Raw genomic sequence first — 12,273 nt, 5'->3', positions numbered from 1 at the left:
AGGCCTTCTCAGCGGACCGTCGCCCGCTGCTCCCCGTCCCTCTTGGGCGCCGGGGGCGTGCGGGAGAGGAACAGGCCGAAGACCGGGGGCTGCGCCTGGAGCAGCTCCAGGCGGCCGCCGTCGGCCTCCGCGAGATCCCGCGCGACGGCCAGGCCGATGCCCGTGGAGTTCCGCCCGCTGATCGTCCGCTCGAAGATCCGCGCCCCGAGGTCGGCCGGCACCCCCGGCCCCTCGTCGGTCACCTCGATCACGGCCTGGTTGCCGGTGACCCGGGTGCGCAGGGCCACCGTGCCGCCGCCGTGCATCAGCGAGTTCTCGATCAGCGCGGCCAGCACCTGGGCGACCGCGCCCGGCGTGCCCACCGCCGTCAGGTGCTGCTTGCCGGAGCTGACGATGGCCCGGCCGGCACTGCGGTAGGCGGGCCGCCACTCGGCGAGCTGCTGCTGGATGACCTCGTCCAGGTCGAAGGAGACCGCGGAGCCGGTGCGCGGGTCGCGCGAGTTGGTCAGCAGCCGCTCCACCACATCGGTCAGCCGCTCCACCTGCGTCAGCGCGATGGTGGCCTCCTCCTTCACCGTCTCCAGGTCCTCGGTGAGGGTGATCTCCTCCAGCCGCATGGACAGGGCGGTGAGCGGGGTGCGCAGCTGGTGCGAGGCGTCGGCCGCGAGGCGCCGCTCGGCGGTCAGCATGCGCGCGATCCGCTCGGCGGAGGAGTCCAGCACATCGGCGACCCGGTCCAGCTCGGGCACGCCGTAGCGCTTGTGCCGCGGGCGCGGGTCGCCGGAGCCGAGGCGTTCGGCGGTCTCGGCGAGGTCGGTCAGCGGGGAGGCGAGCCGGCCCGCCTGCCTCAGGGCGAGCAGCACGGCCGCGACCACCGCCAGCAGCGCGACCAGCCCGATGATCAGCAGCGTCCGGCCGACCTCGCGGGTCACCGCGGAGCGGGGCTCCTCGACGGTGACCGTCTCGCCCTCCTCGCCCCGCTGGGTGGAGTGGATGGTGTCGCCCTCGGGCTTCTCGCCGATCTCTATGGGCGCCTGGCCGGGCATGCGGATGATCGCGTACTGGTCCTTGCTGACCGGATTGCGCAGTACGTCCGCGTTGACGTTCTCCGCGGCCAGCAGCCGGCTGTCCACGATGCTGGCCAGCCGCACCGCCTCCGACTCGACCCGCTCCTGGGCGCTGTTGCTGATGGTCCGGGTCTCGACGGCGACGAGCGAGACGCCGAAGACGGCGATCACCACCAGCACGACGGCGAGGGTGGACTGGATGAGACGTCGACGCATGGTCCGTTACCTGGGGTGATCGCCGGCCCGGACCGGCTCAGCTCTTCTCGAAGCGGAAGCCCACGCCGCGCACCGTCGCGATGTACCGGGGGTTCGCCGCGTCGTCGCCGAGCTTCTTGCGCAGCCAGGAGATGTGCATGTCGAGGGTCTTGGTCGACGACCACCAGGTGGTGTCCCAGACCTCGCGCATCAGCTGGTCCCGGGTGACCACGCGCCCGGCGTCCCGCACCAGCACCCGCAGCAGGTCGAATTCCTTGGCGGTGAGCTGGAGCTCCTCGTCGCCCATCCACGCGCGGTGCGACTCGACGTCGATGCGCACCCCGTGCGTGGCCGGCGGCTGCTGCGGCTCGGCGGACCCGCGCCGCAGCAGCGCCCGCACCCGGGCGAGCAGTTCGGCGAGCCGGAAGGGCTTGGTGACGTAGTCGTCGGCGCCCGCGTCGAGGCCGACGACGGTGTCCACCTCGTCGGCGCGCGCGGTCAGGATGAGGATCGGCACGGTGTGACCGTCGGCCCGCAGCCGGCGGGCGACCTCCAGGCCGTCCATGCCGGGCAGGCCCAGGTCCAGCACGACCAGGTCGACGCCGCCCTGCATTCCGGCGTCGAGCGCGGCGGGTCCGTCCTCGCGCACCTCGACCTCGTAACCTTCCCGGCGCAGGGCGCGGGCCAGCGGCTCCGAGATGGACGCGTCGTCCTCGGCGAGCAGTACACGGGTCATGAGGTGATGGTAGTCCGCCCGTGTACGGGGCCGGGGCGTGATCGCCTTCCCGGCCTCTTACCTTCGTACGCTGCTGGTACGAACCATTGACCTGGGGATGGGATCGTAGAGGAGACCTTCGAAACCGGTTGCGCGGTTCCCGCGACACCTGTGATCCGCGTCTCAAGACCTTCCATATCCGGCAGTGTCCTGCCGTATGGTGACCTGAACGCCTGTAGTACGCACCGGGGACCTTTGGCGGGCAGTCGACGCTGAAGGTCTCTTTTGTGTACGGGCTGGTCCCCGACCAGCCTCGAAAGGAATGACCTCTGGCCGGGCTCCGGGCGCAGCGACGCGTGTGGGGCGTGGATCCCGGTGGTCGCCGTCCGCCGCCTCCGTGATCCGGAGTCGGAATCCCCCTGGGCGTGGGGGTGGCCGGCCGACCCGCCGGTGCCGGCCGCACCCCACCGGGCGCGCACTCCCCCAAGCTCGGCTCGCCGAGCAGGGGGGACCCCCAACCGCGCGTCCCGACCAGCAAGGAACGACCATGGCGTCCAGCCTGACGAAGGACTCGGTCCGACCGGGCACCCCCGGTTCCGAGAAGACCTTCTTCGGCCACCCCCGCGGACTGGCCACTCTCTTCATGACCGAGATGTGGGAGCGCTTCTCCTACTACGGCATGAGGGCCCTGCTCCCGCTGTACCTGGTGGCCCCGGGTGGCCTGCACCTCAACGGTGGCACGGCGAGCGCGATCTACGCGGTGTACCTGTCGCTCGTGTACCTGCTCGCCCTGCCCGGCGGCTGGTTCGCCGACCGCCTGCTCGGTCCGCGCAAGACGGTCGCCGTCGCGGGCGCGGTCATCATGCTGGGCCACCTGTGCCTGGCGGTCCCCTTCGCCGCGAGCTTCTACGTCGGTCTGGTGCTCGTCGCCATCGGTTCGGGTCTGCTGAAGGCCAACATCTCCACGATGGTCGGCCACCTGTACAACGGCCCGGAGGACCCGCGCCGCGACGGTGGCTTCACGCTCTTCTACATCGGCATCAACCTCGGCGCCTTCGTCGCCCCGCTGGTCATCGGCACCATCGGCGAGAACGTCAACTGGCACCTGGGCTTCGCGCTGGCCGCGCTCGGCATGGCGCTGGGCCTGGTCCAGTACCTGCTGGGCGGCCGTCACCTGAACCCGAAGAGCAGCGAGGTCCCGACCCCGCTGACCGCCGAGGAGAAGACCGCCACGCTGCGCAAGGGCCTGATCTGGCTGGCCGTCGCCGCGGTGTTCTACGGCGTCGTCGGCGGCACCGGTCACTTCACCCTGAACTGGGCGCTGATCCCGCTCACCGTCATCGGCCTGATCGTGCCGATCCTGGTCATCGCCCGGATCCGGCGGGACAAGGACCTGGACGCCGGCGAGCGCTCGAAGGTGTCGGCGTACATCTGGTTCTTCGTGGCCGCCGCCGTCTTCTGGATGATCTACGACCAGGGCGGCTCGACCCTGTCGCTGTTCGCCAAGGACGGCGCCGAGAACTCGGTCCTCGGCTGGGACTTCCCGGTCTCCTGGTACCAGTCGGTCAACCCGGTCCTGATCATGGCGCTGGCGCCGGTCTTCGCCTGGCTGTGGCTGTGGCTGAACCGGCGCGGCAAGGAGCCGAGCACGATCGTGAAGTTCTCTTCCGGTCTGGTGCTGGTCGGTGTGTCCTTCTTCGTCTTCCTCGCCCCGCTGTCGGTCGCGGAGGGCGGTCACAAGGCCGCGGCGCTGTGGCTGGTCGCGATCTACTTCGTGCAGACCGTCGGTGAGCTGACGCTGTCCCCGGTGGGTCTGTCGGTGACCACGAAGATGGCGCCGCAGAAGTACGCCTCGCAGATGATGGGTGTCTGGTTCCTCGCGGTGACCGCGGGCGACTCCGTCACCGCCCTGCTGTCCAACCCGGCCGTCGGCGGCGTCAACCTCGACAAGAAGGGCTTCGTCGCCCTGGAGGCCGTGCTCGCCGTGATCGCGGGTGTGGCGGTGTGGATGTACCGCAACAAGGTCAAGAAGCTGATGGGCAACGTCAACTAGTCCGTCCGGTCCCTCGGGACCAAGCCGAAAAGGGCCGCTGCACCCAGGTGGGTGCGGCGGCCCTTTTCGGCTATCGGGTCCCGCGTCGCGGCATCAGCGTGAACACCGCGGCGCCCAGCAGGACCGCCGTGCCCGCCACCAGGCCCAGGGCCCGCAGGGCGCCGTGGTCGCCCGCGCCGGTCTCGGCGAGGCCGCCGGCGCCGCCGTCCCCTCCGCCCGTCGCGGCCGTGCCCGAGGAACCGCCCGACGCCGACGTGCCGCCCGCAGCGCCGCCCGGCTGCCGCGTCGTGTCCAGGGTGAGCGAGACGGCCGTCCGCACCGGTGTGCACGTCGTGGTCGTCCCGAGCGCCTTGACCGTCAGCACGCCCGGGGAGAGCGTCGAGGAGCCGTCGGCGCCGGGCTTGTAGGTGCCGGTGAGGTCGGGGATCTCGATGGGGGCGCCGGCCTTGATGGGCCCCGCGTTCTCCGGTCCCTCCACGTGCACGGTGCCCTTGTCGGCGCCGCCCAGCACCACCTCCATGGACGGCTTCACCGAGCCCTTCGGGATCTCGGCGGGACTGTCCATCACCGACTTGCCGAACTTCACGGTGAGGGCGTAGCCCCCGCCGTCCTTCCGCGCGTCGATCCGCACCGGCGAGGTGGCGCTCTTGTCGCCGATCGGGGTCTTGCAGGCGTACGGGATCTGCACCTCCTTGCCGGGGAAGTCGGTCTGCCCGGTGCCGCCGGTGGCCGTGGCGGTCGGGGTGGCCGTCGCGGTGGCGGTCCGCGTCGGGGTCGCCGTGTCCGACGGCGTCGTGCTGGGGGTCGTGGTGGGCGTGCCGCCGCCGTCCGCCGTCACCCGGATCGTCGCCGCCTTCGGCACGGTCTCCCTGGGCGCGCACTCAGTGTTCGTGGACATCGCGTTGACGGTGTACGCGTCCGGGGTCAGCGTCACCTCTCCCGCGGCGGTCAGCTTCAGCGTGCCCTTCATGGCGGAGAGCACCATGGCGCCGCCCTTGGGGATCGCGGGGTTCTCCCGGGGGCCCCGCATCGCGATGTCGGCGCTCTGCGCGCCGGCCGCCTTCAGCACCCCGGACGGCTGGACGGAGTTCGCGGGCAGGTCGATGATGTCCGGGTTGCGGGACGCGGCCCGGACGAACGTCCACCCGACGGTCACGGTGTCGCCCACCTTCGCCGTGGCCGGTGCGGTGATCCCGACCTCGGTGGTGCCGTCGACGGGGTCGATGCCCGCGGGCGGCACGCAGTGGGTGGCGTAGGCCACGTCGGCCGCCCGCGCGGGCGTCACCGCCGGGCCCAGCAGGATGCCCGCCGCACCGAGCACCAGCAGGGCTCCCGTGCTCCCGGCCGCTGTGCCTGTCCTTCGCATGCTCACGTGGGTCCCTTCGGGGTGGGAGTCGCAGGACTCGTCGGACTGTCGTCGTGCGGTGCGGAGGACCGGCCGGCCGGGCCGCGCGGGGCGGAGTCCGGGGTGAACCACGGCAGGCTCGCCGTCCTGGCGGCCGGGTCGCGTGCGGGGGCCGGGGAGTCGTCGGGGGTGTTCCGGGTGCCGGGGGTACGCAGGCGTGGCAGGCGTACGCGGGGGCGCGGGCCGGAGTGGGCGGCGGGGTGGCGCGGGCGCCCGCCGGGCCCGGGCGGGCGGAGCCGGTCGACCACCGCCATGCCGGCGCGGAACAGCGCGGCCGGGACGACCAGGCAGAGCAGGACCCAGAACAGCGTCACGCCCCAGGGCCGGGCCACGCCCCAGGGCCGCTCGGCCAGCACCCGGCCGGCGTACCGCAGCGTCACCGTGTAGTCGCCGTGCGCCCCGGCCGACAGCTCGACGGGCAGCTCGACCCGCGCCTTCTTCCCGGGCGCCAGGGTGCCGTGCCACTGCCGCTCGTCCCACTCGGGTGCGAACACACCGTGCGCGGTGCCGACCTGGAACACCGGGTTCTCGACGGTCCTCGTGCCGGTGTTGCCGACGGTGAACACCAGAGTGCGGCCCGGCGGCGCCCCGAACCAGGTCAGCAGCCCGCTCGACCCGGTCAGCCGGGTGTCGGACAGCACCGCCAGCCGGCCGGCGGAACGCTCGGCGGGCAGCGGGGCCACCGGGTGCCCGGCGATCTCCAGCACGGCGTCCGCCTCGGCGCGGGCGCCGGTGACGGTGGCCACGTGCACCACGCAGGGGCAGGGGACGGGCGGCTCGGCGACCGGCAGCCGCCGGCCGAACGCCCCGTCGGCGTCCGTGGTCACGGCCCGGCCGTCGCCGTTGGCGCAGGAGTTGGTGCCGCCGCTCACGCCCCGGGCCGGGGTGGCCCGCCCGCACACCAGCAGCATCAGCAGCGCCCGGGGCCGCCAGCCGGTGCCGCTCACGGTGACCGAGCCGCCCGCCCCGGCCCGGACCGCCGACAGCCGCACGGCCGGTCCGTCCGCCGCCCGGACCTGGCCGGGCGGGACGGCGAGGGCCAGCAGCAGCGCGGCGGCCGGCGGCAGCAGCGCGAGGCGCCTCACGACACCGCTCCCGTCGACGCGGCGGCCAGGGCCCGCCGGGGCCGCCGCGCGCGCCACCACAGGAGCCCGGCCACCGCCGCGGCGCCGCCGCCCACCGCGCCCCACGGCACGTACGCCGCCGAGGTGGCCGCCGTGGCGCGCGCCCCGCCCGCCGCCGTCACCGTCAGCCGTACCCGCACCTCGTCCAGCACCGGCCGGCCGGGCCACGGCTCGCTGAGCGTCCGCCGGGTGCCCGGGGGCAGCCGGACCGGCAGGGCGCGCGGGGCGCGGTCCAGGACGCGCCGGCCGAAGAGTCCGTCGGCGCGCACCGCGATCCTCGGTACGAGGACGGTCGTACCGCGGTTGACCAGGTCATAGGTGATCCGGTCGGCGTGTACGGCGAGATGCTCGACGGTCAGCGCGGCCAGCGCGGGGCCGCCGACGCGCAGCCGGACGGGCACGGTGGCTCTGCGGCCGTGGGCGTCCCGCGCCTCTATGGAGCCTGTGCGGTCGCCGGGCCCGGCATCGCGCGGCACGGTGACGGTGAAGGGCACCTGGGCCCGGGTGCGGGCGGGCACCCGCAGACCGTCGCGGGCGAACACCGCCGGGACGCCGGTGCCGCGCAGCCGGACCGTGACCGGTGTCCGGCCCGGGTTGGTCACGGACACCGTGTCCCGCAGCACCGCCCCGGGAGTGCCCTCGGCGTAGAACGCGGGCCGCCCGCCGCCCAGCGGGGCGACCGACCATCCGCCGGACCGCGCGACGGCCCGCGGGGCATCGGTCAGCGGGGCGAGCGTCAGGAGGACGGCGAGGACGGCCGGGAGGGCCGGACGGACGGGACGTACGAGGGAGCGGGGAGGGCGCGGCGGGACGGGGGCGCGTGCGGCGGTCGGCATGGGCGGCTCCAGCGGTGGTGGCCGAAGGGGGCGGCGGGCGACGGCACCGGGACGGTGGTGGTGTGCGGTGCGGCCGGGTCCGGCGGCGGGGGCCTGGCCGGGCCTTCCCGGACTCGTGGCGGTCCGGCCGTGGGCGCGGTCCGTCAGCCGCGGGCGGTGCGGCCGCGCCGGGACAGCCACAGGGCGCCCGCCGCGCCGGCGAGGAGCACCGTGCCGCCGAGCGTGCCGAGGGCGACGGCGGAGTCCTGGGGACCGGTCTGCGGCAGCTGTCCGCCGCCGGAACCGCTGGTGGGACCCGAGCCACCCGTCGTACCGGGGCCGCCCGTCGCGGCCGAACCGCCGGGTGCCGTCACGTTCAGGGTCAGGGCCGGTCCGGGGCTGTCGGCCGGCGTGCAGGTGGTCGTCGTACCGAGGGCCTTGATGGTGAGCGTGCCGGCCGTGAAGGTGACCGCACCGCTCTTCCGGGGTGTGTAGGTGCCGCTCAGATCGCTGATCTTGATCGGGGTGTCGGCAGGGATCGCGGCGGTGTTGGCGGGTCCGGTGACGGTGAGCGTGCCGCTGTCGGCGCCGCCCAGCCGGATGGTGGCGCTCGGGTTCATCGCTCCCTTGCCCAGTTCGATCGGGCTGGAGGAGACGCCCTTCTGCCAGGACATCGTGATCTTGTAGCCGGCGCCGCTCCGGGCGCCCTTGATGTCGATGGGCGACACGGCGCTCTTGACGCCGATCGGCGTCCGGCAGCGGTAGTCGACGTCGGTCACCTCGGCGTGGGCCGCCGGTGCGGCCACCAGTGCCGCCGCGCCGGCCAGGGCCGCGGCGGACGCGAGCGCGGCGGTTCGTTTCGGGTACGACACGGTCGGTCCACCCCATCCGTTCCTGACGGTGTATCAGATGCGGCCGTCAAGGTACGCCCGGGGTCGTGAGGAAGGAAGACGCGTCACACGCCGGAGTTGAGGCGGCCCGGGGCGGACGACGGGTACGGCGGGACACCGGAGCGGAGGCGGCGGCCCGGACACCCTCCGGTGCGGCCGGGCCGGAACACCCGCCGGTACGGCCGGGCCGGAACACCCGTCGGCACGGCCGGGCCTTCCGGCCACCGGCTGTGCCAGGGGCCGGAAGGCCGTCACCGACGATCGGGCGAGGGCGCTTCCCGGCCGCGCCACGGGTCAGGCCGGCGCGCCCAGTTCCGCCCACACCGTCTTGCCCGGCGTGCCGCTGATCCGGATGACGCCCCAGTCCAGACACAGCCGCTGCACGATGAACATGCCGTGGCCGCCGGGCCGGCCGGCCCGGTGCGGGGTGCGCGGGGCCGGCTGGCCGGCGCCCCGGTCCGAGACCTCCACCCGGATCACCTTGTTGTCGCAGGTGAGCCGGAGTTCGTCGGGGCCCTCGGCGTGCAGGCAGGCGTTGGTGACCAGTTCGGAGACGACGAGCAGCACATCCTCGGCGGCGGCCCGCCGGTCGGCGGTGGCGGCGGGCAGCCAGTCCCACGCGTACAACGCCTGACGGGTGAAGTCGCGCGCGAGCGGGACGACCCCGCTCTCGCCTTCCAGGCGGAGTCTGCGCACCTGCCGTTCGCGGCTGCGCGGAGTGCCGTCGGTCGGCACGGACGGCGCGGCTGCCCCCGCGGCCGCGCCGACGGCCGGCGCGACCCCCTCGGACGCCCCGGAAGCGCCGCTGGGCTCCGGGCCGCGCTCGCCCGGCGAGTAAGGCCGGGTGGTGCTCATCAGCGCTTCACCTCACCGATTCACCAGTTCACGATTACAAAAGTCCGGTCAGCGGTCCGAGCGGCACCGCGGCCCGTGGTCCCGGCCAAGGGGCCGGACGACGAGCGCCGGCCGCGTCGGCCGTCGCACCACCCGGGGACCGACCGCCCGTCCGCCGGACGCGCGTCCCGTGCGCGTGCCGGCCGGGCCGTCCCCCGCCTTCTTCTGCCCTCTCCTGCCCGACCGATCCCAGGGAACACCCCCGTGTTCGGATGACCCGCGCAACGCCCGCGGGGGCCGGGCGCGGACCCGTCCTCATGGCAGGACACGGCGGCTCAGTCGGCACCGTCGGCCAGGGCGGCCTCCACGGAGTCGTGGACGGTGAAGACCGTCTCCGCCCCTGTGATCTCGAACACCCGGGCCACCACCGGCAGCATGCCGGCCAGGTGGACCCCGCCACCGGCGGCGTCCGCCTTCAGCCGGGCGCCGAGCAGGACGTTCAGTCCCGTGGAGTCGCAGAACTCCAGGCGGGAGCAGTCCACGACGAGCCGTGAGAAGCCCTTGTCCAACAGGTCGTCGAGGGGCTCACGCAAAAGATCGGCGGTGTGGTGGTCGAGTTCGCCGGCCGGTGTCACAACGGCGCTGGAGCCCTCTTCCCGCACCTCCACCAGAAGCCGGCCCGACTGTGCGCTGCCGACCGTCCCGTGGTCCATGCCGTCTCTCTCTCCCGAGGTCGTGGCTGCTGATGCCCTCGAACATTACGCCCTCCCTGCGCACTCCGACACCCGAACAACCGCACACAATCGGACATACCGCAACAGAACGCACTTGCGACCCGCTCGGTGCAGCGGGTAGGGCTAGTAAGGACACACACCCCTACACGCCGGCTTCGGAGGCGCCGCACACCGCAGTGCACGTACTGGCTTCGGCAGCCATATGCCGAGAACGATGGAGGACACCCATGTCACCCCGGCTCGACGCATCGCCTACCCCGATCGCGACGTCGACACCCCCACCGGTACAGCTGGATCATCCCATCGACCCCCTCGACCCCTTCGAGGGACTCCCGGAGATCCCCCCCTACGACGAGATCGGCCCGGTCGACGCGCGGGCCCTGTCCAAGACCCTCTTCAAGCGGCTGGAGTCGCTGGAGGAAGGGACGCACGAACACGCGTACGTCCGCAACACCCTCGTCGAGCTCAACCTCGCGCTCGTCAAGTTCGCCGCCTCCCGCTTCCGCTCCCGCAGCGAGCCGATGGAGGACATCATCCAGGTCGGCACCATCGGCCTGATCAAGGCCATCGACCGCTTCGAACTCTCCCGCGGTGTCGAGTTCCCCACTTTCGCGATGCCCACCATCATCGGCGAGATCAAGCGGTTCTTCCGTGACACCTCGTGGTCGGTGCGGGTCCCGCGCCGGCTCCAGGAGCTGCGCCTCGACCTCGCCAAGGCGGGCGACGAGCTGGCGCAGCAGCTGGACCGCGCGCCCACGGTCGCGGAACTCGCCGAACGCCTCGGCATCTCCAGCGAGGAGGTCGTCGAGGGCATGGCCGCCTCGAACGCCTACACCGCCTCCTCGCTGGACGCCCAGCCCGAGGAGGACGACTCCGAGGGCGCGCTCGCGGACCGCATCGGCTACGAGGACCACGGGCTCGAGGGCATCGAGTACATCGAGTCCCTCAAGCCGCTGATCGCCTCGCTGCCGTCCCGGGACCGGAAGATCCTCTCCCTGCGCTTCGTGGCGAACATGACCCAGTCCGAGATCGGCGAGGAACTGGGCATCTCCCAGATGCACGTCTCCCGGCTGCTGTCGCGCACGCTGGTACGGCTGCGCAAGGGGCTGACCCTGGAGGAGTGACCCGCGCGGCACTTCGCGCGCCCCGATGGGCGGTCCGGCCCCGCGAGGCCGGACCGCCCATCGGGGTCCTCGGTCGCGGGCCGGGTCCGCCCGGCGGCCGGTCAGACGACGCGTACGCCGGCGCGCCACACCCCGGCGACCAGCGGCACGCCCGGGCGGTAGGCCAGGTGGACATGGCTCGGGGCGTCGAGCAGGAGCAGGTCCGCGCGGGCGCCCGGGGCGAGCCGGCCGATGTCGGTGCGGCGCAGGGCGGCGGCGCCGCCCGCCGTCGCCGACCACACCGCCTCGTCCGGGGTCATCCCCATGTCCCGGACGGCCAGGGCGATGCAGAAGGGCACGGACGAGGTGAAGGACGAGCCCGGGTTGCAGTCGGTGGACAGGGCGACCGTCACGCCCGCGTCCAGCAGGCGGCGGGCGTCCGGCCACTCGGCGCGGGTGGAGAACTCGGCACCGGGCAGCAGGGTGGCGACCGTACGGCTGTGCGCGAGCGCGTCGACGTCCGCGTCCGTCAGGTGGGTGCAGTGGTCGGCGCTGGCCGCGTCGAGTTCCACGGCCAGCTGGACGCCGGGGCCGTAGGAGAGCTGGTTGGCGTGGACGCGCGGGTGCAGGCCCTTCGCCTTGCCCGCGGTGAGGACGGCACGGGCCTGGTCGCCGTCGAAGGCGCCCTTCTCGCAGAACACGTCGATCCAGCGGGCGTGCGGCGCGCAGGCGTCCAGCATCTCGCCGGTGACCAGGGCGACATAGGCCGCCGGGTCGTCGGCGTAGTCGGGGCTGACGACGTGCGCGCCGAGGTACGTCACCTCCTCGGTGTGCCGGGCCGCCAGGCGCAGGGCGCGGGCCTCGTCCTCGACCGTGAGGCCGTAGCCCGACTTGGTCTCGAGCGTGGTCGTGCCCTGGCGCAGGGCCTCGGCGAGGTAACGGGCGAGGTTCGCCTCCAGTTCCGCGTCGCTCGCGGCGCGGGTGGCCGCGACCGTGGTGCGGATGCCGCCCGCGGTGTAGGGGCGGCCGGACATGCGGGCGTTGAACTCCTGCGTCCGGTCGCCGGCGAAGACCAGGTGGGAGTGGGAGTCCACGAAGCCGGGCAGCACCGCCCGGCCGGCCGCGTCGACCCGGTTGTCAGTGGCGGGTGCTTTGCTTGACTCACCGGTCCACACGACCCGGTCGCCGTCGATGACGACGGCCGCGTCCCGGACCAGACCGAGAGGGGAGTTTCCCCCATTCTCGAACTTGCTCGAACGGGGGGACCCCCATCCGAGGGAGGGGTCGTTGGTGACCAGCGTGGCGATGTTGGTGATGACGGTGCTGCTGCTCATGGTG

11 protein-coding genes are annotated in these 12,273 nt (G+C 73.5%); 2 read left to right on the top strand and 9 right to left on the bottom strand.

The features are described 5' to 3' along the window. Nucleotides 1-8: 8 nt before the first annotated feature. Together IE251_RS07675 and IE251_RS07670 are read right to left on the bottom strand one after the other, a co-directional pair. Complete coding sequence (locus IE251_RS07675) at nt 9-1,283, bottom strand: sensor histidine kinase (protein WP_189752118.1); 1,275 nt, start codon at nt 1,281-1,283, stop codon at nt 9-11. A gap of 37 nt (nt 1,284-1,320) precedes the next feature. Further along, nucleotides 1,321-1,998 (bottom strand): response regulator transcription factor, encoded by a 678-nt coding sequence (locus tag IE251_RS07670; RefSeq protein ID WP_030615631.1) that lies wholly within the window; start codon nt 1,996-1,998, stop codon nt 1,321-1,323. Between the two features lie 526 nt (nt 1,999-2,524). Between IE251_RS07670 and IE251_RS07665 the strand changes: the two genes are divergently transcribed. After that, complete coding sequence (locus IE251_RS07665) at nt 2,525-4,030, top strand: peptide MFS transporter (RefSeq protein WP_030788078.1); 1,506 nt, start codon at nt 2,525-2,527, stop codon at nt 4,028-4,030. Nucleotides 4,031-4,100: 70 nt separating this feature from the next. Here IE251_RS07665 and IE251_RS07660 read toward each other — a convergent pair whose 3' ends face one another. From IE251_RS07660 to IE251_RS07635, 6 genes are all read right to left on the bottom strand, one after another. After that, on the bottom strand, nt 4,101-5,396 hold the full coding sequence (locus IE251_RS07660; RefSeq protein WP_229896648.1) for a hypothetical protein: 1,296 nt from the start codon (nt 5,394-5,396) through the stop codon (nt 4,101-4,103). A 2-nt stretch (nt 5,397-5,398) separates the two neighbouring features. Next, a complete protein-coding gene (locus IE251_RS07655; protein WP_189752117.1) occupies nt 5,399-6,520 on the bottom strand; it encodes a hypothetical protein in 1,122 nt (373 codons plus the stop codon). Further along, nucleotides 6,517-7,395, bottom strand: coding sequence for a COG1470 family protein (locus IE251_RS07650; protein ID WP_189752116.1), 879 nt, complete (start codon nt 7,393-7,395; stop codon nt 6,517-6,519). Before IE251_RS07650 ends, IE251_RS07655 begins: the two co-directional genes overlap by 4 nt. A 143-nt stretch (nt 7,396-7,538) precedes the next feature. After that, nucleotides 7,539-8,246 (bottom strand): LPXTG cell wall anchor domain-containing protein, encoded by a 708-nt coding sequence (locus IE251_RS07645; protein WP_189752115.1) that lies wholly within the window; start codon nt 8,244-8,246, stop codon nt 7,539-7,541. 312 nt (nt 8,247-8,558) lie between these two features. Then, entirely contained in the window at nt 8,559-9,119 is a 561-nt protein-coding gene (locus IE251_RS07640; RefSeq protein WP_189752114.1) for an ATP-binding protein, read from the bottom strand. A gap of 314 nt (nt 9,120-9,433) precedes the next feature. After that, a complete protein-coding gene (locus IE251_RS07635) occupies nt 9,434-9,811 on the bottom strand; it encodes an STAS domain-containing protein (protein ID WP_030615625.1) in 378 nt (125 codons plus the stop codon). Nucleotides 9,812-10,059: 248 nt separating this feature from the next. Between IE251_RS07635 and IE251_RS07630 the strand changes: the two genes are divergently transcribed. Then, nucleotides 10,060-10,956, top strand: a complete 897-nt coding sequence (locus IE251_RS07630) for an RNA polymerase sigma factor SigF (protein ID WP_189752113.1) — start codon at nt 10,060-10,062, stop codon at nt 10,954-10,956. 101 nt (nt 10,957-11,057) lie between these two features. Here the strand turns inward: IE251_RS07630 and hutI are convergent, their stop codons facing one another. Next, entirely contained in the window at nt 11,058-12,269 is a 1,212-nt protein-coding gene (gene hutI, locus IE251_RS07625) for an imidazolonepropionase (protein WP_189752112.1), read from the bottom strand. Between the last annotated feature and the right edge of the window lie 4 nt (nt 12,270-12,273).

The organism is Streptomyces eurythermus (assembly GCF_014649115.1).
Taxonomy (GTDB): Bacteria; Actinomycetota; Actinomycetes; order Streptomycetales; family Streptomycetaceae; genus Streptomyces; species Streptomyces eurythermus.
This window is presented reverse-complemented; position numbering and strand designations above follow the sequence as displayed.

Bases quoted from the DNA above. Each gene is read 5' to 3' on its own strand.
- IE251_RS07675 (WP_189752118.1), bottom strand. From the start codon at position 1,283: ATGCGTCGACGTCTCATCCAGTCCACCCTCGCCGTCGTGCTGGTGGTG.
- IE251_RS07670 (WP_030615631.1), bottom strand. From the start codon at position 1,998: ATGACCCGTGTACTGCTCGCCGAGGACGACGCGTCCATCTCGGAGCCG.
- IE251_RS07665 (WP_030788078.1), top strand. From the start codon at position 2,525: ATGGCGTCCAGCCTGACGAAGGACTCGGTCCGACCGGGCACCCCCGGT.
- IE251_RS07660 (WP_229896648.1), bottom strand. From the start codon at position 5,396: ATGCGAAGGACAGGCACAGCGGCCGGGAGCACGGGAGCCCTGCTGGTG.
- IE251_RS07650 (WP_189752116.1), bottom strand. From the start codon at position 7,395: ATGCCGACCGCCGCACGCGCCCCCGTCCCGCCGCGCCCTCCCCGCTCC.
- IE251_RS07640 (WP_189752114.1), bottom strand. From the start codon at position 9,119: ATGAGCACCACCCGGCCTTACTCGCCGGGCGAGCGCGGCCCGGAGCCC.
- IE251_RS07635 (WP_030615625.1), bottom strand. From the start codon at position 9,811: ATGGACCACGGGACGGTCGGCAGCGCACAGTCGGGCCGGCTTCTGGTG.
- IE251_RS07630 (WP_189752113.1), top strand. From the start codon at position 10,060: ATGTCACCCCGGCTCGACGCATCGCCTACCCCGATCGCGACGTCGACA.
- hutI (WP_189752112.1), bottom strand. From the start codon at position 12,269: ATGAGCAGCAGCACCGTCATCACCAACATCGCCACGCTGGTCACCAAC.